Origin of the sequence: Neoroseomonas alkaliterrae (assembly GCF_014199195.1) — a bacterium.
In the GTDB taxonomy this organism is placed as follows: domain Bacteria; phylum Pseudomonadota; class Alphaproteobacteria; order Acetobacterales; family Acetobacteraceae; genus Neoroseomonas; species Neoroseomonas alkaliterrae.
In genome coordinates, this window is the sequence record NZ_JACIJE010000011.1 from 1 (window position 1) to 26,923 (window position 26,923).

A 26,923-nucleotide genomic window follows, 5' to 3' on the forward strand; every position below is an offset into this window, starting at 1 on the left:
TCGCGCCGATCGCCATGGACGAGGGCCTGCGCTTCGCCATCCGCGAGGGCGGCCGCACCGTCGGCGCCGGCGTCGTCGCCAAGATCGTGGCGTAATCGCCGCGTTTGCCTGCCCGCCGCCGCGGCGCTATGTCACGGCGGCGGGACGCAAGGGGCGTAGCTCAATTGGCTAGAGCGCCGGTCTCCAAAACCGGAGGTTGGGGGTTCGAGACCCTCCGCCCCTGCCACCGCAGCACCATCTAGCGTACGCGTCCGGGTGGTGGCCCGCTTCCGGGTCGCCGCCCGCCGTCGTTCCAGAGGACACCGACTTGGCCAAGTTCGATCCGGCACAGTTCGTCCGGGAAGTCCGCCAGGAAGTGAGCCGCGTGACCTGGCCCTCCCGCAAGGAGACCCTGGTCACGACCGGCCTCGTGCTGGCCATGTCCGCGCTGGCGGCGCTGTTCTTCCTGGTGGTGGACCAGCTGATCCAGCTGGTCATGCGCTGGGTTTTCGGAATCGGCTGAAGGGGGAACGGCACCGTGGCCGAGAAGAAGTGGTACGTCGTTCACGTCTATTCGGGCTTCGAGAAGAAGATCGCCGAGCAGATCAAGCAGCAGGCCGCGCAGAAGGGCCTCGCGGACAAGTTCGACGAGGTGCTGGTCCCGACCGAGCAGGTGACCGAAGTCCGGCGCGGGCAGAAGGTGGACACCGACCGGAAGTTCTTCCCCGGCTATGTGCTGGTGAAGATGGAAATGACCGACGAGGCCTGGCACCTCGTCAAGGACACGCCCAAGGTCACCGGCTTCCTCGGCAGCCGCAACAAGCCCCAGCCCGTCCCGGCCAGCGAGGCCGAGCGCCTGCTGAAGCAGGTGCAGGAGGGCGTGGAGAAGCCGCGCAAGCCCGCCGTGGTGTTCGAGGTGGGCGAGCAGGTGCGCGTCGCCGACGGACCCTTCACCTCCTTCAACGGCGTGGTCGAGGAAGTGGACGAGGAGAAGGGCCGCGTGAAGGTCTCGGTCTCGATCTTCGGCCGCTCGACGCCGGTGGATCTGGAATACGGGCAGGTCGAGAAGCTCTGACGCGCCGGGGGCCTGAAGCCCCCGCGCCTCAACGCGCGGCGAGCGCGCGGCGCCCCGCCTCGGTGGCGTGGACCAGGCCGTCCTGCACGCGCACGAGGCCAGCCTCCAGCGCATCCTCCCAGACCGTCAGCCGCGGGCAGTTCGTCCGCCAGGCCTCCATCACCTCGGCATGGGGCCGTGGCCGGGCGGCCACGAAGGCCACGAGGTCGAGCACGAGCGCGCGCGGCGCGTCGGTCGTCACCGCGGCCTGCCTGCCCGCCGGGGCGCGAGGCGCGTGGGGGCGGCGCTCAAGGCTGCCTTCCCGTGCCCGCCGGCGGCACGTTCGGCTCGCCCTCGCGCCTGTCGCGGGTCAGCGCGGCGCGCGCCAGCACCATCAGCGTGACCGGCGTCGTGATCACGACGAAGGCGGTGATCAGCAGTTCGTGCAGCACCGGCCGCGACTGCAGCACCGAGAAATGCAGCATCGAGGCGAGCAGGATGAAGCCGATGCCGAGCGTGGTGGCGAGCGTCGGCGCGTGCACGCGCTCGTAGAAATCGCGCAGCCGCACGAGGCCGATCGAGCCGATCAGGCCGAGCGCCGCGCCCGCGATCAGCAGCGCGGCGACCGGCAGCGCCGCCCAGAGCGGGAGATCCTCGGCGCCGCTCATTGCTCGATCACCTCGCCGCGCATGAGGAATTTCGCGAGTGCTGCGGTCGCCACGAAGCCGAGCAGCGCGATGATGAGGGCCGCCTCGAAGTAGTGCGTGCTGCCGCTGCGGATGCCGAAGACCAGCAGCAGCATGGCCGCGTTCACGTAGAGCGTGTCGAGGGCCAGCACGCGGTCCTGCGCCCGCGGCCCCCAGGCCAGCCGCAGGGCGGCGCAGCCCATCGCGGCGGCGAGCATCACCTGCGCCGCGAACACCGCCGCGCCGAGGATCGCCGCGCTCATTCGAAGATCTCCATCAGCCGCCGCTCCCACCGGTCCTTGATGATGCGGACCCATTCCTCCTCGTCGATCAGGTCGAGCACATGCAGCAGCATCGTGCCGTCCCGCGCATCGTAATCCACCCAGACCGTGCCGGGTGTGGCCGTCAGGATGCAGGCGAGCGCGGCGAGGCCGTACTGGCTGCGCATCTCCAGCCGCACGCGCACGAAGCCCGAACGCCTTTCGCGCGCATCGCGGCGGGCGAGGATGATGCGCGCCACCGCGTTGTTGGAGCGGAACACCTCGACCAGCACGATGCCGAGCAGCCGCGATGCCGCCGCGACGCGCCGCAGCCGCCCGGGCGGCACGCCGAGCACGGCGAGCAGCCAGGCCCCGCCGGCCGCGAAGAGGAGGCCGAGCAGGACCGCCCCCGGCCCGGCGCTGCCGATCAGCAGCAGCCAGGCGAGCAGCATCGCCGCCGCCGCGACGGGATAGGGCAGCAGCCGCGTCACGGCGGCCCGCCCAGCACGCCGCGCAGATAGCCCTGCGGGGCGTGCAGCGCCTCGGCCGTGCGCTGCATGAACTCCATCGCCGGGCCGGCCGCGAGCGTCAGCGCCACCGTGAGCAGCAGCAGGCCCGCGACCGGCGCGATCTCCACCACCGCGACGCGCGGCGCCGTGCCCTCGGGCGCCGCCCAGAACACCTCGATGCCGGTGCGGGTCATGGCGATGATGGTGGCAAGCCCCGAGAGCACCAGCGCGGCGAGCAGCACCCAGCTCGTCGCCGGCACGGGCCCGGGGCCGAGCAGCGGCGCGAGGATCGCGAACTTCGCGAGGAAGCCCGAGAGCGGCGGCAGCCCGGCGAGCAGCAGCGCGCAGGCGAGGAAGGCGAAGCCGAGCATCGCGAGGGTGCCGGGGATGGCGATGCCGACCTCGGCCTCCTCCGCGGGCGGCTCCTCCTCCGGCGTGCCGAAGGCCTCGCGCGTGACGGCGAGCACGTCCGCGCCGACATCGCGCCCCCGCTCGACCAGTTCGATCAGCAGGAACAGCGCGCCGATCGCGAGCACCGAGCTCGTCATGTAGAACAGCGCGCCGCCGGTCACCGCCGCCTCTCCCGCGCCGATCGCCGCGAGCAGCGTGCCGGAGGAGACCAGCACGCTCGCCCCCGCGAGCCGCGCGAGGTTCTGCGTCGCCAGCACGGCGACCGAGCCGAAGGCGAGTGTTGCGAGCCCGCCGATCGTCAGCACGGCGCCGGCGAAGCCCTGCGACAGGCCCGCGCCGTCGCCGAACAGCAGCAGCCACATCCGCAGCACGGCGTAGATGCCGACCTTGGACAGGATGGACATGATCGCCGCGGCGGGCGTGCTCGCCGCGGCATAGGTGGCGGGCAGCCAGAAGCCGAGCGGCCAGATCGCGGCCTTGGTGAGGAAGGCGATGCCAAGGATCGCGGCACCGGCCTCGACCAGCCCGCGGTCCTCCGCCTCCAGCATGCGGATGCGCGCCGCGAGGTCCGCCATGTTGAGCGTGCCGGCCACACCGTAGAGCACGCTGACGCCGACGAGGAAGAAGGCCGAGGCGACCAGGTTGATGACGATGTAGTGCAGCCCCGCGCGCACTCGCGCCGTGCCGGAGCCGTGCAGCGCGAGCCCGTAGGAGGCGGCGAGCATGACCTCGAAGAAGACGAAGAGGTTGAAGATGTCGCCGGCGAGGAAGGCGCCGTTCAGCCCCATGAGCTGGAACTGGAACAGCGGATGGAAATGCGCCCCCGCCCTCGCCCATCGCCCGAGCGAGAAGGAGAAGGCCGCGAGGCCGAGCAGCGCGGCGAGCATCAGCATCAGCGCCGCCAGCCGGTCGAGCACGAGCACGATCCCGAACAGCGCCGGCCAGTCGCCGAGCCGGTAGGCGCGCGCCACCGGCTCGTCCGAGAGGATGAGCAGCGCCGCGGCGAGCACGACCAGCCCGATGACGGAGGCGAAGCCGGTCGCGATCGTCAAGACACGGGAGCGCTCGCCGATCAGGATCGTCGCGATGCCCGCCAGCATCGGCACGAGGATGGGCGCGATGACGAGGTGGTCGAGCAAGGTGCTCATCGCTCCGGCTCCCGCCCGTCCACATGGTCGCTGCGCGTCAGGCCGCGCGCGGCGAGCAGCACCACCAGCATCAGCGCCGTGGTGGCGAAGCCGATCACGATGGCGGTCAGCACCAGCGCCTGCGGCAGGGGGTCGGCGTAGCGGTCGATGGACCCGACCTCGCCGGGAGAGAGGATCGCCGCCGCGCCGCTGCGCAGCACGCCGGTCGAGAAGATGAAGAGGTTGACCGCGTAGCCGAGCAGCGAGAGCCCGATGATGACCTGGAAGGTGCGCGGCCGCATCAGCAGCCACACGCCCGAGCCCGCCAGTACGCCGATGCCGAGGGAGACGACGAGTTCCATCACCCCTCCTCCGTTCGGCGGCGATGCGCGCGCACCGACTGGTGCGCAAGCGCGACCAGCATCAGCAGCGTCGCGCCGACCACGAGGGCGAAGACGCCGATGTCGAAGATCAGCGCGCTCGCGGTCGGCACCTTGCCGATCAGCGGCAGCTCGGCATAGGCGAAGTAGGTGGTCAGGAACGGCCTGCCGAAGAAGAGAGCGGCCAGCCCCGTGCCGGTGGCGAGCAGGAGCCCCGTGCCGATCCAGGCGACAGGGCGCAGGAAGCGCAGCCGGTCCTCCGTCCAGTCCGCGCCGCCGATGATGTAGAGCAGCAGCACGCCGATCGCGACGACCATCCCGGCCGCGAAGCCGCCGCCCGGCTGGTCGTGCCCGCGCAGCAGCAGGAAGGCGGCGACGATCACGATCAGCGGGAAGACGAGCCGCGCGAGCAGGAAGGGCACGACCATCCAGCCCGTCTGCGGGCCCGCCGCGCCGTCGGCGTCGCGCTGCTGCTCGGGCAGTTCGAGGCTGTCCGGCGCGGGGCGGAAGCGGCGCAGCAGCGCGAAGGTGGCAAGCGCGACGGCGGCGACGACGAAGATCTCGCCCAGCGTGTCGAAGCCGCGGAAATCCACCAGGATGACATTGACCACGTTGGTGCCGCCGCCCTCGGTGTAGGCGCGCGCGAGGAAATGCCGCGCGAGCAGGTCGGCCGGCGTGCGCGTCATCACCAGCCAGGCGAGCATCGCCATGCCGCCGCCCGCCGCGACGGCGATCAGGAGGTCGCGCAGGCGGCGCGTGCGCGTCAGCACCTCCGGGCCGCGCTCGCCCGGCACCTCGACGCGCTTGGGCAGCCAGCGCAGGCCGAGCAGCAGCAGCACGGTGGTCACGATCTCGACCGTGAGCTGCGTGATCGCGAGGTCCGGCGCCGAGAACCAGACGAAGGTGACCACCACCACGAGGCCCGCGCCGCCCGAGAGCATCACCGCGGCAAGCCGATGGAACTTCGCCCGCCATGCGGCACCCAGCGCGCAGCCGGCGCCGACCACCCACAGCAGCGCGAGCACCGGATCCACCGGCGCCGGCGCGAGGTTGCCCGGCCCCACGCCGCGCAGCAGCGCGGCGGCGAAGCCGGCCGCGATCGCCGCGCCGAACAGCAGGCGGACCTGCGGCTGCAGGCGCTGCGTGCCGAGGATGCGCTCGAGCCGCCGCGCGAGGCGCCAGGAGATCGCGACCATCGCCTGCTCGAAGATGCGCCGCGCATCGAGGCGGCGGATCAGCGGCGGCCCGTCCATGCCCTCCCGCAGGCGCCGGTGCAGCGCGGCATAGATCGCCGCCCCCGCGGCGAGCGCGATGATGCTCATCACCAGCGGCAGGTTGATGCCATGCCAGACCGCGAGGCTGTAGGCCGGCGTCGCGGGGCCGAGCACCGCGCGCGCCGCGACGTCGAGATAGGGCCCGACCGTCGCGGCCGGCAGCATCCCCACCATGATGCAGGTCAGGACCAGGATCTCGACCGGGAAGCGCATCCAGGTCGGCGGTTCGTGCGGCGTGCGCGGCAGGCCCTGCGGGTCGGGCCCGAAGAAGGTGCCGTGGATGAAGCGCAGTGAATAGGCGACCGAGAAGGCGCTCGCCGTCATCGCCGCGAGCGGCAGCACGTTCAGCAGCGGATGGACCGGCACCTCGGCGGACAGCGCCTCGGCGAAGAACATCTCCTTCGAGATGAAGCCGTTGAGCAGCGGCACACCCGCCATCGCCGCGGCCGCCACCAGCGCGAGCCGCCCGGTGAAGGGCATCAGCCGGTTCAGCCCCGACAGGCGCCGGATGTCGCGCGTGCCGGTCTCGTGGTCGATGATGCCGGCCGCCATGAACAGCGAGCACTTGAAGGCCGCGTGGTTGACGACGTGGAAGATCGCCGCGACCAGCGCCAGCTCGCTCTTGAGCCCGAGCAGCAGGACGATGAGCCCGAGATGGCTGATGGTCGAATAGGCCAGCAGCCCCTTGAGGTCGTCCTGGAAGATCGCGATGTAGGCGCCGACAAGCATGGTCACGAGGCCCGCGAGCCCGACCGTCCACACCCAGGCATCGGTGCCGCCCATCACCGGCCAGACGCGCACGAGCAGGAACACGCCGAGCTTCACCAGCGTCGCGGAATGCAGATAGGCCGAGACGGGCGTCGGCGCTGCCATCGCCTGCGGCAGCCAGACATGGAAGGGGAACTGCGCGCTCTTCGTCAGCGCGCCGAGCAGCAGCAGGACCAGCGCCGGGGCGTAGAGCGCGTGCTCGCGCACCGCATCGCCCGCGGCGAGCAGCGCATCGAGGTCGTAGCTGCCGACGATGTGCCCAAGCACCAGCACGCCCGCGAACAGCGCCAGCCCGCCCGCCGCGGTGATGGTCAGCGCCATGCGCGCGCCGTCGCGCGCCGCCTGGGTGTGATGCCAGTAGCCGACCAGCAGGAAGGAGAAGAGGCTCGTCAGCTCCCAGAAGAAGGCGAGCTGGATCAGGTTGCCCGCGGTGACGACCCCGAGCATCGCCCCCATGAAGGCGAGCAGGAAGGCGAAGAAGCGCGGCACCGGGTCGCCCGGGTCCATGTAGTAGCGTGCATAGAGCACGACGAGCGCGCCGATGCCCGTGACGAGCCCGGCGAAGAGCCAGGCGAAGCCGTCGAGCCGCAGCACGAGATTGAGCCCGAGCGAGGGCATCCAGGCGAACTCGGCGCGCAGCACCGTGCCCGCCGAGACGGCAGGGTAGGCCACCCAGACGAGCGCGAGCGCGCCGATCGCGACCGCCCCGGCCACCGCCGCGGCCGCGCCGCCGGCATGGCGCGGCAGCGCCGCGGCCACGACCGAGCCGGCGAAGGGCAGCAGCAGCAGCGCGAGGAGCAGCAGCGCGTCGGGCATCGCGCCCCTCAGCCGGCCGCGCGCGGGTCGAGCAGCGCGGCGACGTCCTCGGCCGTGGCGGCCGCGCGCAGCCGGCGGAGCGATGCCGGGTCGCGCAGCGCCCGGCAGGTTTCCGACAGCGCGGGCAGGAAGCCCTCGGGCGAGGCCTGCGGCCAGAGCACGAGGATGACGAGGTCCACCGGCTCGTCGTCGCGCGCCTCGTAGTCCACGGGGCGGGCAAGGCGCGCGAGCAGCATCACCGGCGGCGTGTCGCCCGGAAGCTGCGCGTGCGGCAGCGCGACGCCGCGGCCGAGGCCGGTGGAGCCGAGCCTCTCGCGCGCGTTCAGCGCCTCAAGGATCTCCTCCTCGGGCCGCCCGGTGCGGCGCGCCGCCTCGGCGGCCAGCGCGCCGATCAGCGCGCGCTTGCTGCCGACGTCGAGGCCGAGGATGACGTCCCCGGCGGTGATGCGGTCCGTGGTCACCATGCGTCGCTCCCCGGCGGTGCGGCGGGCCGTGCGGCCATGAGCGGGCTGCGCCCGCGCACGCGCCCTCGCCTCAGCGGCTAGCGGAATCGTCCCGCGCTGGCAATCGCGACGGATCCGCGCCGTAATGCGCGCAGCCGACCATGCCGCGCCCGCCCGCCATCGCCCGCCGCAGCCTCCGCCGCGACGACGCCTTCCCGCTCCGCGCCGAGGCGCTCGGCTTCTGCTTCCATTCGCCCGAGGGCCGCGAATACTGGGCGCGCGATGCCTGCTACGTGCTGACGCCGGAGGCGGTGGCGCGCATGGAGGCGGCCGCGCGCGAACTCGGCGGCATGATCGCCGCCGCGGTGGATCGCGTCGTCGCGCGCGGCGACTACGCCGCCTTCGGCTTCACCCCGCGCCTCGCGGCGCTGGTCGAGCAGTCCCACCGGCTCGGCGAGCCATCGCTCTATGGCCGCTTCGATTTCCGCCTCGACCCCGTGGACGGCTCGATCAAGCTCTTCGAGTTCAACGCCGAGACCCCGGCCGCGCTGCTCGAGGCGGCGGTGGTCCAGCTCGCCTGGTTCGAGGAGACGCCCCCCGGCCCGGACACGCGACCGGGGACCGACCAGTGGAACGCGATCGACGACGCGCTGGTGGCGCGCTGGCCTGAGATGGGCCTGCCGCGCCTCATCCACTTCGCCGCCGAGCGCGAGCGCGAGGACGAGATCGCGCTCGTCGCCTACCTGATGGCGACCGCCCGCGCCGCCGGGCACGAGGCCGCGTTCCTGCCGGTGGACGACATCTCCTGGCAGGAGGAGGCCGGCTTCGTCACCCCCGAGGGCGTGCCGCTCTCCGCCTGCTTCAAGCTCTATCCCTGGGACTGGCTCGACTTCGAGGAAGGCGGGCGGCTGCTGCCGCTCGGGCGGACGCGCTGGATCGAGCCCGCCCGGCGGATGCTGCATGCGAGCAAGGCGATCCTGGTCACGCTCTGGGAGATGTTCCCGGGCCATCCTCTGTTGCTGCCGGCCTCGCTCGACCGCGCGGCGATCGAGGGGCCGGCGATCGGCAAGCCGGCGCTGGGGCTCGAGGGATACGGGATGCAGGTGGAGGGGACCGAGGCCGATGAATCGACCGAGATCGCGGAGGGTTTGCCTCCATCCCCTACGATCTGGCAACAATGGTCGCCCCTGCCGGGACACGCGACGCCGGACGGCCTCGCCTACCCCGTCATGGGCGTGTGGATGGTGGGCGACGAGCCGGCCGGCCTCGGGATCCGGGAGGGGGACGACAGGGTGACGACCTTCGAGGACCGTTTCGTGCCCCATGTGATCCTCTAGCCGCGCCGCCATGGCCTACCCGCCCTTCAGCCGCGAGCCGGTCCGCACGCCCTCGAGCTTCATGGCGCGGCTGCGCGAGCTCACCCTCGACGTGCCCAATGCCGAGGGCGAGCCCTGGTGGGTGACGGACGCCGCCTATGTGATCGGCGAGGCGGCGGCCGAGGCGCTGCTCGATGCCGCCAACGGCATCCAGAAGCGCTGCTACCAGGCGGTGGAGGAACTCGTCGCCAGCGGCGACTTCGCCTATTTCGGCATCGCCAACCCGGCGATGCGCACCGCCATCACGCAGTCCTGGCGGGCCAAGGACGCGCCGCTCTACGGGCGGATGGACTTCTCCTTCGCCCCCGACGGCACGCCCATGCTGATGGACTACGAGGCGGATTCGCCCTTCGGCCTCGCGGAAGCCTCCTTCGTGCAGTGGGAATGGTTCGAGGCCTGGCAGGAGGCCGAGGGACGCAAGTCGGATTCGCAGGAGAACCTGCTCTACGAGAAACTCTCGGAGCACATCCCGAAGATCGGCCTGCCCTCGCGCTTCGCCATCGCCTGCGGCGGGGAGACGGAGCCGAACGGCCGCCCGGCCGACACCACCGAGCATTTCGACGCGCAGTTCCTCGCCGAGATCGCGGCGAAATCGAACCTCGCGGCGCGCATCTGCTCGATCGAGCAGGTCGGCTGGGACCTCGATGCCCAGCGCTTCACCGACGACCGCGACGAGCCGCTCGAGGCGCTGATCAAGATCTACCCCTGGGACTGGATGGAGGAGGAGCCGAACATCGAGGTCGTGCCCGCCTCCCGCACGCGCATCTATCCCGGCGCCTGGGTGCGGCTGCTGGCCGACAAGACCATGATGGCGCTGCTCTGGCACATGTTCCCCAACGCGCCGAACCTGCTGCCCACCTTCCTCGACCGCCCGCCGCAGGGCGAGTGGGTCGCCAAGCCCCGCCGCGGCTGGGACGGGGAGCATGTCTACCTCCCCGGCCAGCCCATCGGCGCGGTGCCGGAGGAGGAGATGGGGCCGCTGCTCTACCAGGCGCCCTGCCCGCTGCCGGTCTTCCGCGCCGGGCGGCGCGAGATGCATTGCGCCGTCTCCGTCTGGATGGTCGGCGGGCAGGCGGCCGGGCTCTCCTTCCGCGAATCGCGCGGGCCGGTCACCGGCCCGGCCGCGCGCTTCGTGCCCCACATCCTGCGCGGCTGACGCGCCAAGACAGGGACGCCCCGCATGACCGCCGCCGAGATCCTGGCCTACTTCCCCGCGACCTTCCTGAGCTTCCTGATCGCCTTCTCGCTCGGCCTCGTCTTCTGGGTGGCGGGGCTCGTGGTCGTCTCGATGATCACGCCGCATGCGGAACTGACGCTGCTGCGCGCGGGCAACACGCCCTGCGCGCTGGCCTTCGGCGGCAAGGCGATCGGCATGGTGCTGCCCATCGCCGCGGTGGCGCGCTCGGCGGCCGGGCCGCTCGACCAGGTGATATGGTGCATCGTCGCGGTTGCCGTGCAGCTCGTGGTCCACCTGATCCTGACCACGCTGCTCGAGGGCCGGCTGAAGCAGGAGATCGAGGCGAACCAGGTCGGCGGCGGGGCCGTCTTCATCGCCTTCATGCAGATCGGCGCCGGCATCCTGAACAACGCGGTCATGTCGGGCTGAGGGGCCGGGCCGATGCCGCGCGACGCCGACCCGCCCGCCCCGCCCCGCCGGCGATCCCGCACGGTGCGGGCCGCCGCGCTGGTCACGATCGGCCTCGGCGCGGCGGGCTGCGACGAGACGCCGCCGCCCGACCTGCCCGGGCAGACCGAGGCGCGGCTCGACGCCTGCCGCGCGGCGCACCGGCGCCTCTCCCAGGACCCCGCGCGCTGCGACGTGCTCGAACAGGTGATCGCGCGCGAGCACGCGGCCTCGCGCCCGGACTTCCGCACCGTCGCCGCCTGCGAGACGGTGTTCGGCCGCGGCGCCTGCGAGGGCGAGACGCTCGCCGCCACGCCGCCCATCTGGCGCCCCTCGCTCATCGGCTGGATCCGCGCGGCGCCGGACGACCGCCGCTACCAGCCCGTGCTGCGCGACAAGGACAACCGCCTCTGGGCGCTGCCCGAGCCGGCGCTGCCGGTGCGCGGGGAACTCGCCACCCAGCCCCCGCCGCGGGTGGTGGACCGCGTCGAGCTGCCCTTCGGGCCGCGCCCGCAATCCTCGCTGATGAACCTCTACTACCAGCTCGCCCCGATCTATCCGGACGAGGCGACCTGCCGCGCCGAATGGCAATCCTGCGACCGCTCCGACGTGCCGCTGCCCAATCGCTTCGCCACCTCCGCATCCTGCCGCGCCGTCTGGTCGCAATGCGTCGAGGTCGAGCTGCCCGAGGAGGCGCTCAGCATGGCCGTGGCCGAGGCGCCGCCCGCGACGCAGGGCGGCGGCGGCGCCTCCGGCAGCACAGGCAGCCCGAGGGCGGGCTGGTGGGTGCTGTACAACTCCGGCTACCGCTCCTCCTACGCGCGGGGCATCGGGCCGCGCTACCAGGGATGGACCTGGACCGGCGACCGGCGGCCCACCGCCGCCTATCGCCCCGCCACCGGCACCGGGCCGCTGCAGGCCTGGGACAGCAGCACGCGCCGCCTCGCCACCGCGAACCGCATGGCGGTCTATACCGGCCGCCCGACCACGGGCGTGACCGGCACGACCGTCTCGCGCCCGGCCTCGACCATCTCCCGCGCGGGTTTCGGCTCGACCGGCCGCGCCTATTCCTCGGGGGGCTGAGCCATGGCCTCGGATGCGCGCGGGAACCGGGCGGAACGGAGGGCGGCGGGAGGTGCCGGCGTGCCGCGCGTCGCGGCGGCCCCCGCGCTGTTCACCACCGGGCAGTGGCGCATCGTCGGCGCGCTGATGCTCTCCGGGCTCGGGTTGCTGCTGGCCGGCACGCTCGTGCCGCCCTCCGGGGGCGGCTACTGGCTCGCGGTGCTCCTGCTGCCGGCGGTCGGGGTGTTCATCGCCCTGCTGGCGGCCGGCCCGCCGGCGCGCGCCCTCGATGACTGGCTGATGGGCAACAAGGCCAAGCCGGAGCGCGCGCCGCCGCCACCGCCGCCCGCCGGACTGCCCGAGCCGGCGCGGCTCGCGCTGCAGGCCGCGACGCTGCCGGTGCTGCTCGCCGAGCTCGCCGGCGCGGCCCCTGCCATGGGCGGGCGCGAGGGCACGGCGGCGCGGGCGCTGCTCCAGGCCGGCGCCGCGGCCCCGGATGGCGAGGCGCGCCGCGCGCTCGCGCGGGAGCTGCCGCGCCTGCTGCCCCGGCTGGCCGCGGGCGACGCCGCCGCCGCCGCCGAGGCCGAGGCGCTTGCGCGCCAGCTCGCGCAGGGCGCGGCGGGAGGGGCCACGGCATGAGGAATCTCACGCCCGTCCGCCTGTTCCTGGTCGCCGCCGCGGGGCTGATGTTCCTTGGCGGCCTGCTGGTCGCCATCGGCCGGTGGAACCGTGCCGAAACCGACCGCGCCTTCGTCGAGGCCGCGGCCATGGCGGTGCAGGCGCCGCCGCCGGCGTCGCCCAGCGGCATCCGCTACTGGGCGCCCGCCACCGACGGCAACCCGGATCTTTCGCTGCGCATGCGCCTCGATGCGGAGACGCGGATGCGGGCCCTGCCCGCGGCGCCGAGCCCCGCGACCACCGGCATGCCCCGGCTGCCGCAGCCCGCCCCGGCCCAGGGCGGAGGCAGCAGCAGCAGCAGCGCGCCCGACCGGCCGCAGGCGGTGCCGCGATGATCCTCGGCTTCCTCTTCGTCGCGGGGGCCGTGGGCCTGGTGCTGATGGCCGTCCGGGAGCTGCGCGCGGCCCGGCGTGGCGACTGGGTGCGCGCCGAGGGCACGCGCCTCGTGATCGGCCCCTTGCCCGGCCAGGACGAGCCGCGCATGACGCTGCAGCGCGACCGGAGCGTGGCCTTCGGCCCCTACTGGGCCACCTGGGATCCGCCGGCCGGCATGACCGCGGTGCCGGCGCCCGTGCGCGGCAGCGGCAGCTACCGCGTGCTCGCCGCGGTGGATCTCTCGGGCGAGGACGCGTTCGGGACGGGCGATGCGCGCCTGGCGCGGACGCTCGCCGGCGCGCTCGGCCGCAGCGCGCTGATCCTCGCGCCCGAGCAGGGGGACAGCCCGATCCTGCTGCACGGCACCACGCGCGGGGCGCGCGGCAGCGCCGCGGGCATCGGTGTCGAGCAGGCGCAACTCGACCGGCTGATCGAGCTGGTCGGCGACCCCGTCGGGCTGCGGGTGGAGATCGAGCGGCGGCGCGTGCAGCGCGCCGGCTGGGGCGGCGCGCAGGCGCACCGGCACCGCGCGCGCGGGTAGGGCGCGGCCGGATCGGGCGCGTTGACCTCACCCGGCGCATCCGGCTGCCCGAAGGCGTGGACGCAGACCGGGGGGCGAAGGCCGGACCCGCCGCCGCCGGCGATCACGCCGCGTGGCGCGGCGCCTCGGCCGAGACGGCGGCCATCATCTCCTCCTCCACGGTCAGGTGCAGGCGCAGCAGCGCCTCCAGCGCGAAGAGGCTGCGCCGCAACTCCGGCACGGCGGCGCGCCAGGATGCGTCGTCGTCGCCAAGGCGCAGCAGCGTGCCGATGCGTTCGACGAGCGATTCCATCTCCGCATGCATCCGCACCAGCGGCGCCATGGGGTCCTGCCCGCCGAGGCGGCGCGCCGCCTCGGGGTAGAGCGCGCGCTCCTCCTCGTGCTGGTGCGGCAGCATCTCGCCGCGCAGCCGCGCCTCGAGCGCGGCGAGGCGGGCGCGCTCCTCCCGCGCCGGGCCGATGCGCTCGGCCGCCTCGCGCAGCGCGTCGGCGATCTGCCTCAGCCCGGCATGCTCGTGCTGCCGTTCGGCGAGGCCCGCCTCGGGCGAGAGCGCGCCCTGCGCCGCCTCGTCGGCCCCGGGCCGCAGCGCGGTCAGAGCGTAGAGGATGGCGAAGACATCGATCGCCTCCTGCACCAGCGCGCCGGCGAGCGGCGTCAGCCAGCCCGCCGCGGCCACGCCCATGGCGACGCCCGACATGCCCATGCCGAGCGCGATCGCCGCGAAGGCGACGCGACGGGAGCGGCGGGCGATGGCGATCGCCTCCGCCACCCGGTCCACGCGGTCCACCAGCAGCACGACATCGCCGGCCTCGGCGGCAGCGGCGGTGCCGTGCGCGCCCATGGCGATGCCGACATCGGCGGCGGCCAGCGCGGGCGCGTCGTTCACGCCGTCGCCGACCATCACGCTCGGCGCCGCGGCCGATTCCGCGCGCACCGCCGCGATCTTGTCGGCCGGCGACTGGCCGGCCAGCACCGCATCCAGGCGCAGCGCCCGCCCGATCGGCGCCGCCGCCGCCGCGCGGTCGCCGGTCAGCAGCACGATGCGCCGGATGCCGAGGGCGCGCAGGCGGCGGATGGCGCGCGGGGCCTCCTGCCGCATCCCGTCGGCCATGACGAAGGCGGCGGCGACGCGGCCATCCACGGCGAGCCAGGCGACCGAACCCGCGGCGGCGGCGACCTGCGCGGCGACACCGAAGCCATTCTGCGGATCGAGCCCGGCGGCATGCAGGAAGCCCTCCGCGCCGAGCATCAGCGTGTGGCCCTCCACGCTGCCGGTCAGGCCGCCGCCGGGAACCTCGGCGACGGATTCGGGCAGCGGCAGCGCGAGGCCGCGCGCCTCGGCCGCGGCGACCAGCGCGACCGAGACCGGATGCGTCGAGCCCTGCGCCAGCGCGGCGGCGAGGCGCAGCGCCGCATCGCGGCCGATCGCGGCATCGGCATCCACCGCCGCGAGGCGCGGGCGGCCCGGCGTCAGCGTGCCGGTCTTGTCGAACAGCACGCTGCGCGCGCGGGCGAGGCGTTCCAGCGCGCCGCCGCCCTTGACCACGATGCCCCGCCGCGCCGCCCGCCCGATGCCTGCGACCAGCGCGACCGGGGCGGCGAGGATCAGCGGGCAGGGTGTCGCGACGACCAGCACCGCCAGCGCGCGCACCGGGTCGCCGGTGGCGGCCCAGGTGCCGCCGGCCAGCACCGCGGTGAAGAGGATGAAGCCGACCGCCCAGCGGTCCGCGAGGCGCGCGAGCGGCGCGCGGGCGGCCGCGGCCTCCTGCGCGAGGCGCAGGATGGCGGCGTAGGTGGAGGCGCCGGCCTCGCGCGTCGCGCGCAGGCGGAAGGCGGGGCCGGCATTGACGACGCCGCTGCGCAGCGCGGCGCCGCGCCGGAGCATGACCGGCAGCGCCTCGCCGGTCAGGGCGCTTTCGTCGAGGCTCGCCGCCTCGTCCTCGAGCACGCCGTCGGTCGGCACCGTCTCGCCGGGGCGCACCAGCACGATGTCGCCGGGGCGAAGCACGGCGACGTCCACCTCCTCGATCGCCTCGCCGGCGATGCGCGCGGCGCGGCGCGGGGCGCGCGCGACGAGTTCGGTCAGCGCCGCGGTGGCGCGGCCTTCGGCCCAGGCTTCCAGCGCCTCCCCGCCGGCCACCATGAGGCCGATCACCGCGGCGGCCGCCGTCTCGCCCAGCGCCACCGCGCCGAGGATGGCGGCAAGCGCCACCGCATCCACCCCGAGCCGCCCGCCGAGCAGCGAGCGCAGCAGCCCGGCCGCGACATGCGCCGCGACCGGCAGGGCGGCCGCCGACCAGATCCAGGTGGCGGCCTCGGCCTGACCGCCGAGATGCAGCACCGCACCCGCCACGAGGCCGGCCATCACCCAGGCGAGAAGGAGGTAGCGACGCATCGGCGCAGCATGTCACGGAATGCGCCGCGATGCGCGAGGGGCGGCCGCCGCCCCGGGGCTGCGCCGTTGACAGCGCCGGGCGGTGCCTTACGCCTTGCACGCAGGCAAGGGAGGAAGCCCATGGCACGCCATCTCAAGCGCGGCCGCGACGCCGCGGCGCGCGCGGAGGACGAGGCCAAGGTCCGCGCGACGGTGGAGGGCATCCTCGCCGACATCGCCGCGCGCGGCGATTCCGCGGTGCGGGAACTGTCCATCCGCTTCGACAAGTGGGACCGGACGGATTTCCGCCTGACGGACGACGAGATCCGCGACTGCCTCGCGCAGCTCTCGCCGCGTGATCTCGACGACATCCGCTTCGCGCAGGAGCAGGTCCGCAACTTCGCGCAAGCCCAGAAGGAGGCGCTGCGCGACATCGAGGTCGAGACGCTGCCCGGCGTGGTGCTCGGGCACCGGAACATCCCGGTCAACTCGGTCGGCTGCTATGTGCCGGGGGGCAAGTATCCGCTGCTGGCCTCCGCGCACATGTCGGTGGTGACGGCGAAGGTCGCGGGGGTGAAGCGCATCGTCACCTGCGCCCCGCCCTTCGAGGGCAGGCCGGCGCCTGCCATCGTCGCCGCCCAGCATCTCGCGGGCGCGGATGTCATCTACTGCCTGGGCGGCGTGCAGGCGGTGGGGGCGATGGCGCTCGGCACGCAGAGCATCGAGCCGGTGGACATGCTGGTCGGCCCGGGCAACGCCTTCGTGGCGGAAGCCAAGCGCCAGCTCTTCGGCCGCGTCGGCATAGACCTCTTCGCCGGCCCCACCGAGACATTGGTGATCGCGGACGAGACGGTGGATGGCGAGCTCTGCGCCACCGACCTGCTCGGCCAGGCGGAGCACGGGCCGAACTCCCCCGCCATCCTGCTGACCAACTCCGAGAGGCTGGCGCGCGAGACGATGGCCGAGGTCGAGCGCCTGCTGACCATCCTGCCGACCGCCGCCATCGCGCGGAAGGCCTGGGAGGACTACGGCGAGGTGATCGTCTGCGAGGACGAGGCCGAGATGGTGCGCGAGGCCGACCGCATCGCGTCCGAGCATGTGCAGGTGATGACGCGCGACCCGGACTACTTCCTCGCCAACATGACCAACTACGGCGCCCTGTTCCTGGGCCCGCGCACCAATGTCGCCTACGGCGACAAGGTGATCGGCACCAACCACACGCTGCCGACCATGAAGGCCGCGCGCTACACGGGCGGGCTGTGGGTGGGCAAGTTCCTCAAGACCGTCACCTACCAGCGCGTGCTGACGGACGCGGCGAGCGCGATGATCGGCGAGTACTGCTCGCGCCTGTGCATGCTCGAAGGCTTTGCCGGCCATGCCGAGCAGGCGAACATCCGGGTGCGCCGATACGGCGGGCGCAACATCCCCTACGCCACCGCGGCGGATTGAGGCGATGGACCTTCCGCGCACGCCCTCCTTCCGGCTGGACGGACGCCGCGCGCTGGTCTCCGGCGCGGGGCGCGGCATCGGCCTCGCCGCCGCGGCCGCGCTGGCCGAGGCCGGGGCGCATGTGACGCTGCTCGCGCGCAGCGCGGGCGAGATCGAGGCCGGTGCCGAGGCCATCCGCGCCCGCGGCGGCGCGGCGGCGGCGCTGGCGCTCGATGTGCTGGATGTCGCCGCCACCGCGCGCGCCATCGCCGATGCCGAGCCCTTCGACATCCTGGTCAACAATGCCGGCACCAACCGCCCCAAGCCGCTGACCGAGGTGACGGAGGCGGATTACGACGCGGTGCTCGACCTCAACCTCCGCGCCGCCTTCTTCCTCGCCCAGGCGGTGGCCCGGCGGCTGCTCGCGACGGGGCGGCCGGGTTCCATCATCAACGTCTCCTCGCAGATGGGCCATGTCGGCGCGGCGAACCGCAGCATCTACTGCGCGTCGAAATGGGCGCTGGAGGGGCTGACCAAGGCGATGGCGGTGGAACTCGCCCCGCATGGCATCCGCGTCAACACGCTCGGCCCCACCTTCATCGAGACGCCGCTGACGCGCCCCTTCTTCGAGGACGCCGCCTTCAAGGCGAGCGTGCTGCAGAAGATCAAGCTCGGCCGCATCGGAAGGGTCGAGGACCTGATGGGCGCCATCCTGTTCCTCGCCTCCGACGCCTCGGCGCTGATGACCGGCGCTGCGCTGGTCGTGGATGGCGGCTGGACGGCGGAGTGATGCCCCTCAGGACGGCCGCGGCAGGATCGCCCGCAGCGCGTCGAGCACCGCATCCGTCGCCGCCTGGTAGCCCGGCCCGTCGAGATACCCCTCGAAGGTGCCGGTGCGTTCGAGGAAGCCGCGCCAGGCCGGTTCCTGCAGCGCGCGCCGGAAGCGCTCGTGCAGCACGGTGTAGATCTCGTCCGGCAGGCCGGCCGGCGCGTTCAGCCCCTTCATGTTCTCGACGACGACGTTCCAGCCGAGTTCCCGCAGCGTCGGCACCGCGGGCAGGATCGGGATGCGCTCCGCCGAACAGACCGCGAGCGCGCGGATCTCCCCCGACTGCACCATCCCGCCCGTCTCCTCGGGCGCGAGCACGGCGAGGTCCACCGTCCCGGCGAGCAGCGCCTGCAGCGAGGGCGCGCCGCCCGAGAAGGGCACGTGCAGCATCTCGACCCCGGCCGCGCGCGTGAGCAGCACGAAGACTGCGTGGTAGATCGAGCCGATGCCTGAGGAGGCATGCGAGACGCTGCCCGGCGCGGCCCGCGCCGCCTCGATCGCCTGGCGCAGGTCGGCGTGGCGGCCGCCGCGCCGCGCCACGATCAGCAGCGGCTGGCGCGTCATGCGGATGATCGCGCGGAAGGACCGCTTGGGGTCATAGGGCAGGTCGCGGAAGGCGGGCAGTGAGGTGCTCTCGGATCCGCCGCCGACCAGCAGGTTCAGCCCGTCCGGCGCCATGCCGGCGACCTGCTGCGCGGCGATCGCGCCGCCCGCGCCGGGGCGGTTGATGACGACGATCGGCGTGGGGAAGAAGCGCGAGGCGGCCTCGGCCAGCGCGCGCGCCTGCAGGTCGGTGCCGCCCCCGGGCGGGAAGCCGACGATGAGCTGGATGGGCCGCGCCGGCTCCCACGCCGCGCGCGCGAGGCGCGGCGCGGCGATCAGGCCCGTGGCGGCGGCAAGGATGGTCCGGCGGTGGGTCATGGCGCTCCCTCGTCTCCCGGTTCGATGCCGGGCATTCGTTGTCCGGGGATGCTGGAGCAGATCGCCCGCCGCCGCAAATCCGCCGCGCGGCGGGCCGGCCGGGGGATGCGCGCGTGCCGCCGATGCGCGATCCTGCGCGCGGGCAGCGGAAGGAGCCGGGCGCTGGACGCCGCGCGGAAGCAGTCGGGGATCGGCGTGGCGGGCCTGGCGCGGCTCGCGCCGGTGGCGCTCGGCACCATGATCGTGCCGCTCGATTCCTCGGTGAACGTCGCCTTCCCTGCCATCGCCGCGGCCTTCCATCTGGCGGTGCCGGAGATCCAGTGGGTCGTGATCGGCTATGTGCTGACCTATGGCAGCCTGATGCTCGCGGTCGGCCGGCTGGGCGACATCTTCGGCCATGCGCGCGTGTTCCGATTCGGCCTCGCCTGGAGCGCCGTCGCCTTCGTCGCGCTGTGCCTCGCGCCCGACTACGGCACGCTGCTCGCCGCGCGCGTACTGCAGGGCATCGGGGCGGCGCTGGTGATCGGCTGCGGCCCGGCGCTCGCCACCGGCCTGTTCCCGGAGGCCCTGCGCGCCCGCGCGCTCGCCGCCTATGGCGCGGCCTTCGCGGCCGGGGCGGCGCTCGGCCCGCTGCTCGGCGGCGCGATGGTCGGGGCCTTCGGCTGGCAGGGCGTCTATGGCATGCGCGTGCCGATCGCGCTTGCCGCGCTGATGCTGCTGCGCGGCGCGCCGGAGGCGCCGCGCAACGGCCCGCGCGAGCCCTTCGACCTGCCCGGCGCGGTGCTGCTGACCACGGCCATCGCCGCGATCCTGTTCGCGGTGAACCGGGCGCCGCAGGGCATCGCCGCCGCCCTCGCCCTCACCGGCGCCGCGGCACTTGCCGGCTTCGTCTGGCGCAGCGGGCGGGCGGCGCGGCCGATCATGGATCTCTCGTTGTTCCGCCGCCCGGGCTTCGCGGCGCTGAACTTCGGCAACACGCTGGTCAACTTCGCCTCCTTCGCGGTGATGCTGCTCGGGCCGTTCTGGCTCGCGCGCATCGCCGGGCTGGCCGCGATCCCGCTCGGCCTCGTGCTCGCCGCGGCGCCGGCGGGCGGGGTGCTCGGCGCCTGGCTCGGCGGGCGCCTCGCCGGGGTGCTGGCCGCGCGCAGCATGCTGCTGGCCGGAACCGCGCTGGTCGCGGCGGGGCTGCTGCCGCTCGCCTGGGCGGGGGCGGGGATGCCGGTCGGCTGGTTCGCCGCGCTGCTGGCGCTGCAGGGCGTCGGCCTCGGGCTGTTCAACCTCGCCTATACCGACATCGTGACCGCGGTGATGCGGCGCGAGGACCGCGGCGTGGCGGGCAGCCTGACGATGCTCACGCGCACGCTCGGCGTGGTCGGCGCCGCCTCGCTGCTGACGCTGCTGTTCGGCGCCACGGAGGCCGCCGCGCTGGCCGCCGGCCGGCCGGCGCAGGAGGCCTTCCTCGCCGCCTTCGGCAGCGCCTTCATGCTCGCGGGCCTGCTGCCGCTGCTTGTGCTGCCGCTGGTCGCGCGCCGCGCGCCGTAGCGGCGGCGCCCGGGCGGTGGCAGGCTGCGCTTCGCCGCGGGAGGAGAGCGCGCATGGACTGGCCGGTGCAGGAGGGTGTCTTCGAGGCGGGCGATCTCGCCCTGCACCGCGGCGGCACGCTGCCCGGCGCGCGCATCCATTGGCGCGCGCATGGCACGCTCGCGCCGGCGCGCGACAATGTGGTGCTCTACCCCACGAGCTACGGCGCGCAGCATCCGGATCTCGAATGGCTTGTCGGGCCTGATCGCATCCTCGATCCGCGGCGCTGGTTCGTCGTCATTCCCAACATGTTCGGCGGCGGGCTCTCCTCCTCGCCGAGCAACACCAAGGGCTGGCCCGCCCTGGTCACCGCCTGGGACAATGTGGCGGCGCAGAAGCGCCTGCTCACCGAGGTCTTCGGCGTGACACGGCTGCACGCCGTCTATGGCTGGTCCATGGGCGCGCAGCAGGCCTATCACTGGGCGGCCGCCTTCCCGGCCGCGGTGGAGCGCATCGTCGTCAACTGCGGCAGCGCGCGGACCTCGGTGCACAACCGCGTCTTCCTCAAGGGCATGATGGCGGTGCTGGAGGCCGCGCCGGAATACGACGGCACCGCGCTGTTCTCGGCCCAGCCGAAGGCGGCGCTGCGCGCCTTCGGCCGCCTCTACGCCGGCTGGGCGCTGAGCCAGGATTTCTATCGCGCCGGGCTGCACCTGAGCGCCCTGAAGGCGCCCGACCTCGACACCTTCCTCCGCACCGACTGGGAGGAACGCTTCGCCCGCCGCGCCGCCGCCGATCTGCTGGCGCAGATGCGGACCTGGGAGGCCGCCGACATCGCCGACCACCCGCGCTACCGCGGCGACCTCGGCCGCGCGCTCTCGGCCATCGAGGCGCGGGTGCTGCTGATGCCCTCGGAAACCGATCTCTATTTCCGCGTCGCCGACAACGAGGCCGAGCTGCCCTTCCTCCGCCGCGGCACGCTCCTGCCGATCCCCTCCATCTGGGGCCACCGCGCCGGCAACCCGGTGGCCAACCCCGAGGATGCCGCCTTCCTGCGCCGGCATGTCCGCGCCTTCCTGGAGGCGTGACGCCCCGCCCGCTTCGCGCCATAAGCGGCGGCGATGTCCTTCCGCGACCTCTCCGCGCCGGGGGCCAGGCGCTCGGCCTGGCTGAACTCGCTCTTCGTGGACCACGCGCTGCTGCGCCTCGGCTGGCGCAACTGGGGCGTGGTCGAGAGCGGGCGCCTCTACCGCTCCAACCACCCGACGCCCTGGCAGCTCGAGCAGGCGGTGCGGCGGCACGGCATCCGCACGGTGATCAACCTGCGCGGCCATCGCGAGGCCTGCGGCTCGGACGCGCTGGGGCGGCAGGCGGCAGCGGCGCTTGGGCTCGAGCACATCGACGCACCGCTCGAAAGCCGCGGCGCGCCGCACAAGGACCGCGTGCTGCGCCTTGCCGGCATCTTCGCCCGCATGGCGGAGCCGGCGCTGATCCACTGCAAGTCGGGGGCCGACCGCACGGGCCTTGCCGCCGGCATCTGGCTGCTGCTGCAGGGGCGCGGCGTCGAGGCGGCGATGGACCAGCTCTCGCTCCGCTTCGGCCATGTCGCGGCGGCGCGCACGGGCATCCTGGACGCCTTCTTCCGCGCCTATGCGGCCTTCATCCGGACGCAGGGGCCCAAGCCCTTCCTCGACTGGGTGCGCGAGGATTACTCGGAGGACGCTCTGCGCGCCTCCTTCCGCAGCACGCCCTGGGCGGATCGGCTGGTGGACGGCGTGCTCAGGCGCGAGTGAGCGCGGCGGCGTCGCCGCGCACCAGGGCGGGGATGGCGCGCGCCACGCGCTCGGCCGGCCAGTCCCACCAGGCGATGGCGAGCAGCCGCGCCACCGTCTCCGCATCGAAGCGCATGCGCACCACGCGGGCCGGGTTGCCGGCCATCACGGCATAGGGCGGCACATCCGCCGCCACCACCGCGCGCGCCCCGATGACCGCGCCATGGCCGATGGTCACGCCGGGCAGGATGAGCGCCTCGGTCCCGATCCAGACATCGTTGCCGACCGTGATCGGGCCGCCGCCGCGCCAGGGGTATTCGGCCAGCGGCAGCGCCTCGGCGAAGGATCCGCCCAGGATGGCGAAGGGGAAGGTGGACGGCCCGGCCATGGCGTGGTTCGCGCCGGGCATCAGGAAGGTGGCGCGATGGGCGATGGCGCAGTAGCGCCCGATCGCCAGCCTCCCGAGGCCGAAATCGTAGCGCACGCAGCGCTCGAGGAAGCGCAGCGGATCCTCGTGGTCGTGGTAGTAGGAATACTCGCCCGCGGTCACGTTCGTGACCTCCGGGTGGCGCGCGAGAAGCGGCTTGAGGAACACCGTCCCGGCATCGCCGGGCACGGGGTGCAGCAGCATCGGGTCGGGCGGGGCCGTCATGGCGGTCTCCTCGGCGCCATGCCGCCGCGCCGCGGCGTCAGCGCCCCTCGAATCGCGGCGCACGCTTCTCGAGCATCGCGTCCACCGCCTCGCGGTGGTCCCGCGTGCCGTGCGCGAGCGCCTGGTAGGCCGCGGACATCTCGAGCAGCGTGGACAGGCGCATGTGCTGGCTCTCGCGCAGCAGGCGCTTGGTCAGGCGCACGGCCTGCGGCGGGTTCACGGCGATCCGCTCGGCCATGGCGCGGGCGGCGGGCAGCAGCGCCTCCGGGGCCACGACCTGGGAGACGAGCCCGCAGGCCAGCGCCTCGGCGGGCGTGATGGGATCGCCGGTCAGCGACATCTCGAGCGCCTTCGACATGCCGACGACCTTCGGCAGCAGATAGGCGCCGCCATCGCCCGGCACGATGCCGACCTTGACGAAGGATTCCGCGAAGCGCGCCGTCTCGGAGGCGATGCGGATGTCGCACATGCAGGCGAGATCCAGCCCCGCGCCGATCGCCGGCCCGTTGATGGCGGCGATGGTGGGCACGTCCATCTCGTAGAGCGCAAGCGGGATCATCTGGATGCCGCGCCGGTAGGATTCGCGGATCTCTGCCCCGGTGTTCCCGCCCGTGATGCCGGTCTTGTCGCGCATGCCCTTGAGGTCGCCGCCGGCGCAGAAGGCCGGGCCCGCGCCGGTCACGATCACCACGCGCACGGCATCGTCGCGGTTCAGCGCGCGGCAGGCATCGGCCACCTCGGCGCATTCGGCGGCGGTGGAGATGGCGTTGCGCTTCTCCGGCCGGTTCAGCGTGAGGGTGACGATGCCGCCCTCCCGCTCGATCTTCAGGAAGTCGGTCATGCGGCGGGTTCCTCGTCGCGCGATGTGATGAAATGCCAGAGCGGGCCGGGCGTGGACTGCACCATCGCCCCGATCCGCTGCGCCCAGAAGCGTTCGGTGCCGCCCTCCTCGCGCCAGGACCACAGGCGCCGCGTGAGGTGATGCAGCCCGTGCTCCTCCGTGATGCCCATGGCGGCGAGCACCTGGTGGGCGATGGCCGCCCCCTTCGCCGCCGCCTCCCCCGCCGTGACCTTGGCGCAGCCGATCTCGAAGGCGGCGGCGGCGAGGCCGCGCGCATCCGCCGCGCGCGCCGCCGCCGCGGCGGCGACCGAGACGGCGGAGGCCTCCGCCGCGAAGACGGCGAGCTGCTGCTGCACGGCCTGGAAGCGGCCGATGGGCCGGCCGAACTGCTTGCGCGTATTGGCGTGGTCCACCGCGAGCGCCAGCGCGGCCTGCATCGCCCCCGCGATCTGCGCCGAGCGGATCAGCGCGGCGAGCAGCAGCGCGGCCTCGGCGCCCCAGGCATTGGGCAGGCTCCCCTCGGCCAGCGGCGGGGCGGTGACGAGGGGCGTGTCGCGCGCCTCCCGGCCGATATTGCCGCCTTGCGTCCAGCGCAGCGACGCCGCCTCGTGCAGCGCGACGCGCGCGCCCTCCAGCAGCACGACATGGGCGGCATGGCGGCCCCAGGGCACCGGCGCGCCGGCCGCGGCGAAGCTCAGCACGCCGCCGGGCGGCGCGATGCCGGCGGCGGCGAGCAAGGCGGAGGCGCCTATGCCCTCGGCGAGCGGCACCGGCGCGCCGGCGCGGCCCAGCGCCTCCAGCACCGGCACGATGTCCTGGAAGCCGAGGCCCGCGCCGCCGGCATCCTCGGGCACCAGCGCGCCGGCGAGGCCGAGGCCGTCCAGCGCCGTCCAGGCGGCCTCGGGGAAGGCGCCATCCTCCACCGCGCGCAGCGTCTCGGTGCCGGCGGCGTCGGCCAGCGCGCGCGCGACCTGCTCGGCGAGTTCCGCCGCGATCCCGCAGGCCATCAGCGCAGCCCCAGCTCGCGCGCGATGATGCCGCGCATGATCTCCCGCGTGCCGCCGCGCAGCGAGAAGGTGGGCACGATCTGCGTCAGGTAGGCGTGCATGCGGCGCATCTCCTCCGGCATGGCGTCGGTGTCCATCACGTCGCGCATGCGCTCGGGCAGCGCCTGTTCGAAATCATTGCCGAGGTCCTTGACCAGCGCGGCCTGGCGGATCGGGTCCTCGCCCTCCTGCAGCATCCCGGCGACGGCGGTGGACATCGCGCGCAGCGTCCACAGCCGCGCCACCTGCCGGCCCAGCGTGCCGGCGGCCGCGCCATCGCCGCGCAGCGCCTCGATCCCCGCTTCCAGCAGCGGGTGCGCGGACATGTAGCGGTCCGGCCCGGAGCGCTCGAAGGCGAGCTCGCTCGTCGCCTGCGCCCAACCCGCGCCTTCCTGCCCGACCAGCGCATCCTCGGGCAGCAGCACGTCGTCGAAGGTGATCTCGTTGAAGCCCTTCTCGCCCACGAGATCGCGGATGGGGCGGATGGTGACGCCCGGCGCCCGGAGGTCCACCAGCACCTGCGACAGCCCCTGGTGCTTCGACCCGCCCTCCGGCGCGGGCGAGGTGCGCACGAGCGCGATCATCCAGTCGCAGAGATGGCCGAAGGTCGTCCAGATCTTCCGCCCGTTCAGCCGCCAGCCGCCGTCCACCTTGTCCGCGCGCGTGCGCAGGGAGGCGAGGTCGGACCCGGAATCGGGCTCCGAGAGGCCGATGCAGAAGGCGTATTCGCCGCTCGCGATGCGCGGCAGGAACTTGCGGCGCTGCGCCTCGGTGCCCAGGCGCAGGATCAGCGGCCCCGACTGGCGGTCGCCGATCCAGTGCGCACCGACTGGGGCGCCGGCGGCGAGCATCTCCTCCAGCACGATGTTGCGTTCAAGGAAGCTGCGCTCCGTGCCGCCGTATTCGCGCGGCCAGCACATGCCGATCCAGCCCTTCGCCCCCACCGCGCGGGTGAAGTCGCGGTCGAAGCCCATCCAGGACCGGGCGCGGACCTCCGGGCTCCAGCGCGGCGCGTGCTCGGCGAGGAAGGCGCGCACCTCGGCGCGCAGGGCGGCCGCGCCGGGCGGCGGGTCGCGAAGGTCGAAGCGAAGTCCGGTCATGGCGTGTCCTCTCGCGCCCGATCCTGGCCCGGGGGCGCCGGGCGCTCAATGGGCGGCGGCGGAGCGGCCCATCATCGGCAGGACGAGGCGCGTCATCAGCGGGATGGCCGCGGCGCCGACGAGGAGGCCGGCGATGCCCGCGACCGCCGCCTCCGCCAGCCAGCCGGCGATGCCCCCGCCCAGCGCCGCGCCCGCGCCATGGGCGAGATGCGCCGGCCCGCCCAGGCCGAAGGCTTCCAGCCCATGCAGGATGATGCCGCCGCCGACCCAGATCATCGCGAAGGTGCCGACGACCGAGAGCAGCTTCAGCACCAGCGGCATGCCGCGCACCAGCAGCGCGCCGGCCGCGATGCCGCGCCGGACCATCGCCACGCCCATGTCGTCGGCCTTCACGATGAGGGCGACCACGCCATAGACGCCGAAGGTGATGACGAGGCCGACCAGCGCCAGCACCGCCGCCTGCGTCCAGATCCCGGCCGCCGGCATGGTGGCGAGCGCGATCGCCATGATCTCGGCCGAGAGGATGAAGTCGGTCTTGATGGCGCCCGCCACGCGCTCGTTCTCGAGGTGCAGCGCGTCCGCCGCCGCGGCCGCCACGGCGGGGTCCGCGGCATGGGGGCGGATCCATTCCAGCACCTTCTCCGTGCCCTCGAAGCAGAGATAGATGCCGCCGACGAGGAGGAGCGGCGTGATCAGCCAGGGCGCGAAGGCGGAGAGCAGCAGCGCCGCCGGCAGCAGGATGAGGAACTTGTTGCGCAGCGAGCCGAGCGCGATGCGCCCGATGATCGGCAACTCGCGCGAGGCGTCGAAGCCCACCACGTAGCGCGGCGTCACCGCGGCGTCGTCGATCACCACGCCCGCCGCCTTGGCGCCGGCGCGCCCGGCATGGGCGGCGATGTCGTCCACCGAGGCCGCGGCCACCTTGGCGATGGCCGAGACGTCGTCGAGCAGGGCGAGCAGGCCGGTGCTCATGCGCGGGCTCCTCGGGGGGCGGGATGGGTGCGCTCCATCCTGCCATGGCCGGCCGCCGCCACGAAGGGGCGGCCCGGCGAGGCCCACGTGCGGCGCTTGCCTGC

The 26,923-nt window shown here is 73.9% G+C and carries 30 protein-coding genes and 1 tRNA gene; 16 read left to right on the forward strand and 15 right to left on the reverse strand.

The annotated features are described in order from the left end of the window. The 4 genes from FHS88_RS16855 to nusG all read left to right on the forward strand — a co-directional run. Positions 1–95, forward strand: a 95-nt coding sequence (locus FHS88_RS16855) for an EF-Tu C-terminal domain-related protein (RefSeq protein ID WP_221244406.1), incomplete at its 5' end; no start/stop codon positions are given. Positions 96–149: 54 nt separating this feature from the next. Next, a tRNA-Trp gene (locus FHS88_RS16860) sits at positions 150–226 on the forward strand. Positions 227–307: 81 nt separating this feature from the next. Further along, complete coding sequence (secE, locus tag FHS88_RS16865; protein ID WP_184486644.1) at positions 308–502, forward strand: preprotein translocase subunit SecE; 195 nt, start codon at positions 308–310, stop codon at positions 500–502. 15 nt (positions 503–517) lie between these two features. Then, entirely contained in the window at positions 518–1,054 is a 537-nt protein-coding gene (gene nusG / locus FHS88_RS16870; protein WP_184486645.1) for a transcription termination/antitermination protein NusG, read from the forward strand. A 28-nt stretch (positions 1,055–1,082) separates the two neighbouring features. Here nusG and FHS88_RS16875 read toward each other — a convergent pair whose 3' ends face one another. From FHS88_RS16875 to FHS88_RS16910, 8 genes are read right to left on the reverse strand one after another with little or no spacing between them, the layout of a single operon-like run. Further along, complete coding sequence (locus FHS88_RS16875; RefSeq protein ID WP_184486646.1) at positions 1,083–1,295, reverse strand: hypothetical protein; 213 nt, start codon at positions 1,293–1,295, stop codon at positions 1,083–1,085. 46 nt (positions 1,296–1,341) lie between these two features. Then, positions 1,342–1,701 carry a monovalent cation/H(+) antiporter subunit G gene (gene mnhG, locus FHS88_RS16880; RefSeq protein WP_184486647.1) on the reverse strand — a complete coding sequence of 120 codons (360 nt, stop codon included), beginning with the start codon at positions 1,699–1,701 and terminating at the stop codon, positions 1,342–1,344. Beyond that, positions 1,698–1,982: a K+/H+ antiporter subunit F gene (locus FHS88_RS16885; RefSeq protein WP_184486648.1), complete on the reverse strand. Its 285-nt coding sequence runs from the start codon at positions 1,980–1,982 to the stop codon at positions 1,698–1,700. The genes mnhG and FHS88_RS16885 overlap by 4 nt, the downstream gene beginning before the upstream one ends. Next, positions 1,979–2,470 carry a Na+/H+ antiporter subunit E gene (locus tag FHS88_RS16890; protein WP_184486649.1) on the reverse strand — a complete coding sequence of 164 codons (492 nt, stop codon included), beginning with the start codon at positions 2,468–2,470 and terminating at the stop codon, positions 1,979–1,981. Before FHS88_RS16890 ends, FHS88_RS16885 begins: the two co-directional genes overlap by 4 nt. Further along, positions 2,467–4,047: a monovalent cation/H+ antiporter subunit D gene (locus FHS88_RS16895; protein WP_184486650.1), complete on the reverse strand. Its 1,581-nt coding sequence runs from the start codon at positions 4,045–4,047 to the stop codon at positions 2,467–2,469. The genes FHS88_RS16890 and FHS88_RS16895 overlap by 4 nt, the downstream gene beginning before the upstream one ends. Continuing rightward, the gene (locus FHS88_RS16900) at positions 4,044–4,388 is read right to left on the reverse strand and encodes a Na+/H+ antiporter subunit C (RefSeq protein WP_184486651.1); all 345 of its coding nucleotides are present in this window, start codon (positions 4,386–4,388) and stop codon (positions 4,044–4,046) included. The genes FHS88_RS16895 and FHS88_RS16900 overlap by 4 nt, the downstream gene beginning before the upstream one ends. Then, positions 4,388–7,264, reverse strand: a complete 2,877-nt coding sequence (locus FHS88_RS16905; RefSeq protein ID WP_184486652.1) for a monovalent cation/H+ antiporter subunit A — start codon at positions 7,262–7,264, stop codon at positions 4,388–4,390. The genes FHS88_RS16900 and FHS88_RS16905 overlap by 1 nt, the downstream gene beginning before the upstream one ends. A gap of 8 nt (positions 7,265–7,272) precedes the next feature. Next, positions 7,273–7,728 (reverse strand): PTS sugar transporter subunit IIA, encoded by a 456-nt coding sequence (locus FHS88_RS16910; RefSeq protein ID WP_184486653.1) that lies wholly within the window; start codon positions 7,726–7,728, stop codon positions 7,273–7,275. A 140-nt stretch (positions 7,729–7,868) separates the two neighbouring features. Between FHS88_RS16910 and FHS88_RS16915 the strand changes: the two genes are divergently transcribed. The 7 genes from FHS88_RS16915 to FHS88_RS16945 are packed head-to-tail and all read left to right on the forward strand — an operon-like array spanning position 7,869 to position 13,363. After that, complete coding sequence (locus FHS88_RS16915) at positions 7,869–9,044, forward strand: glutathionylspermidine synthase family protein (RefSeq protein WP_184486654.1); 1,176 nt, start codon at positions 7,869–7,871, stop codon at positions 9,042–9,044. A 10-nt stretch (positions 9,045–9,054) separates the two neighbouring features. Beyond that, entirely contained in the window at positions 9,055–10,239 is a 1,185-nt protein-coding gene (locus FHS88_RS16920) for a glutathionylspermidine synthase family protein (RefSeq protein ID WP_184486655.1), read from the forward strand. A gap of 24 nt (positions 10,240–10,263) precedes the next feature. Then, positions 10,264–10,689 carry a DUF350 domain-containing protein gene (locus FHS88_RS16925; protein WP_184486656.1) on the forward strand — a complete coding sequence of 142 codons (426 nt, stop codon included), beginning with the start codon at positions 10,264–10,266 and terminating at the stop codon, positions 10,687–10,689. 12 nt (positions 10,690–10,701) lie between these two features. Beyond that, positions 10,702–11,790 (forward strand): DUF1190 domain-containing protein, encoded by a 1,089-nt coding sequence (locus FHS88_RS16930; protein WP_184486657.1) that lies wholly within the window; start codon positions 10,702–10,704, stop codon positions 11,788–11,790. Positions 11,791–11,850: 60 nt separating this feature from the next. Beyond that, complete coding sequence (locus FHS88_RS16935) at positions 11,851–12,408, forward strand: hypothetical protein (RefSeq protein WP_184486658.1); 558 nt, start codon at positions 11,851–11,853, stop codon at positions 12,406–12,408. Then, entirely contained in the window at positions 12,405–12,782 is a 378-nt protein-coding gene (locus FHS88_RS16940) for a hypothetical protein (protein WP_184486659.1), read from the forward strand. The genes FHS88_RS16935 and FHS88_RS16940 overlap by 4 nt, the downstream gene beginning before the upstream one ends. Beyond that, positions 12,779–13,363 (forward strand): hypothetical protein, encoded by a 585-nt coding sequence (locus FHS88_RS16945; RefSeq protein WP_184486660.1) that lies wholly within the window; start codon positions 12,779–12,781, stop codon positions 13,361–13,363. Before FHS88_RS16940 ends, FHS88_RS16945 begins: the two co-directional genes overlap by 4 nt. A gap of 103 nt (positions 13,364–13,466) precedes the next feature. Here FHS88_RS16945 and FHS88_RS16950 read toward each other — a convergent pair whose 3' ends face one another. Then, positions 13,467–15,758, reverse strand: coding sequence for a heavy metal translocating P-type ATPase (locus FHS88_RS16950; RefSeq protein WP_184486661.1), 2,292 nt, complete (start codon positions 15,756–15,758; stop codon positions 13,467–13,469). 120 nt (positions 15,759–15,878) lie between these two features. Here FHS88_RS16950 and hisD point away from each other — a divergent pair, with 120 nt between their 5' ends. Both hisD and FHS88_RS16960 read left to right on the forward strand, forming a co-directional pair. Further along, positions 15,879–17,186 (forward strand): histidinol dehydrogenase, encoded by a 1,308-nt coding sequence (hisD, locus tag FHS88_RS16955; protein WP_184486662.1) that lies wholly within the window; start codon positions 15,879–15,881, stop codon positions 17,184–17,186. Between the two features lie 4 nt (positions 17,187–17,190). Continuing rightward, positions 17,191–17,955 carry an SDR family NAD(P)-dependent oxidoreductase gene (locus tag FHS88_RS16960; RefSeq protein WP_184486663.1) on the forward strand — a complete coding sequence of 255 codons (765 nt, stop codon included), beginning with the start codon at positions 17,191–17,193 and terminating at the stop codon, positions 17,953–17,955. A gap of 6 nt (positions 17,956–17,961) precedes the next feature. Here the strand turns inward: FHS88_RS16960 and FHS88_RS16965 are convergent, their stop codons facing one another. Beyond that, positions 17,962–18,915, reverse strand: a complete 954-nt coding sequence (locus tag FHS88_RS16965; protein WP_184486664.1) for a Bug family tripartite tricarboxylate transporter substrate binding protein — start codon at positions 18,913–18,915, stop codon at positions 17,962–17,964. 195 nt (positions 18,916–19,110) lie between these two features. On the opposite strand from FHS88_RS16965, the gene FHS88_RS16970 reads away from it, so the two are divergent. From FHS88_RS16970 to FHS88_RS16980, 3 genes are read left to right on the forward strand one after another with little or no spacing between them, the layout of a single operon-like run. Continuing rightward, complete coding sequence (locus tag FHS88_RS16970; RefSeq protein ID WP_184486665.1) at positions 19,111–20,457, forward strand: MFS transporter; 1,347 nt, start codon at positions 19,111–19,113, stop codon at positions 20,455–20,457. 53 nt (positions 20,458–20,510) lie between these two features. After that, entirely contained in the window at positions 20,511–21,524 is a 1,014-nt protein-coding gene (locus FHS88_RS16975; RefSeq protein ID WP_184486666.1) for an alpha/beta fold hydrolase, read from the forward strand. Between the two features lie 33 nt (positions 21,525–21,557). Continuing rightward, on the forward strand, positions 21,558–22,229 hold the full coding sequence (locus FHS88_RS16980; RefSeq protein WP_184486667.1) for a tyrosine-protein phosphatase: 672 nt from the start codon (positions 21,558–21,560) through the stop codon (positions 22,227–22,229). Here the strand turns inward: FHS88_RS16980 and FHS88_RS16985 are convergent. From FHS88_RS16985 to FHS88_RS17005, 5 genes are read right to left on the reverse strand one after another with little or no spacing between them, the layout of a single operon-like run. After that, complete coding sequence (locus tag FHS88_RS16985; protein WP_184486668.1) at positions 22,216–22,860, reverse strand: CatB-related O-acetyltransferase; 645 nt, start codon at positions 22,858–22,860, stop codon at positions 22,216–22,218. The genes FHS88_RS16980 and FHS88_RS16985 overlap by 14 nt on opposite strands. Positions 22,861–22,897: 37 nt before the next feature. Further along, the gene (locus tag FHS88_RS16990) at positions 22,898–23,701 is read right to left on the reverse strand and encodes a crotonase/enoyl-CoA hydratase family protein (RefSeq protein ID WP_184486669.1); all 804 of its coding nucleotides are present in this window, start codon (positions 23,699–23,701) and stop codon (positions 22,898–22,900) included. Next, on the reverse strand, positions 23,698–24,708 hold the full coding sequence (locus tag FHS88_RS16995; protein WP_184486670.1) for an acyl-CoA dehydrogenase family protein: 1,011 nt from the start codon (positions 24,706–24,708) through the stop codon (positions 23,698–23,700). The genes FHS88_RS16990 and FHS88_RS16995 overlap by 4 nt, the downstream gene beginning before the upstream one ends. Beyond that, on the reverse strand, positions 24,708–25,847 hold the full coding sequence (locus tag FHS88_RS17000) for an acyl-CoA dehydrogenase family protein (RefSeq protein WP_184486671.1): 1,140 nt from the start codon (positions 25,845–25,847) through the stop codon (positions 24,708–24,710). Before FHS88_RS17000 ends, FHS88_RS16995 begins: the two co-directional genes overlap by 1 nt. 45 nt (positions 25,848–25,892) lie before the next feature. Beyond that, the gene (locus FHS88_RS17005) at positions 25,893–26,819 is read right to left on the reverse strand and encodes a DUF808 domain-containing protein (RefSeq protein WP_184486672.1); all 927 of its coding nucleotides are present in this window, start codon (positions 26,817–26,819) and stop codon (positions 25,893–25,895) included. Positions 26,820–26,923 lie beyond the last annotated feature (104 nt).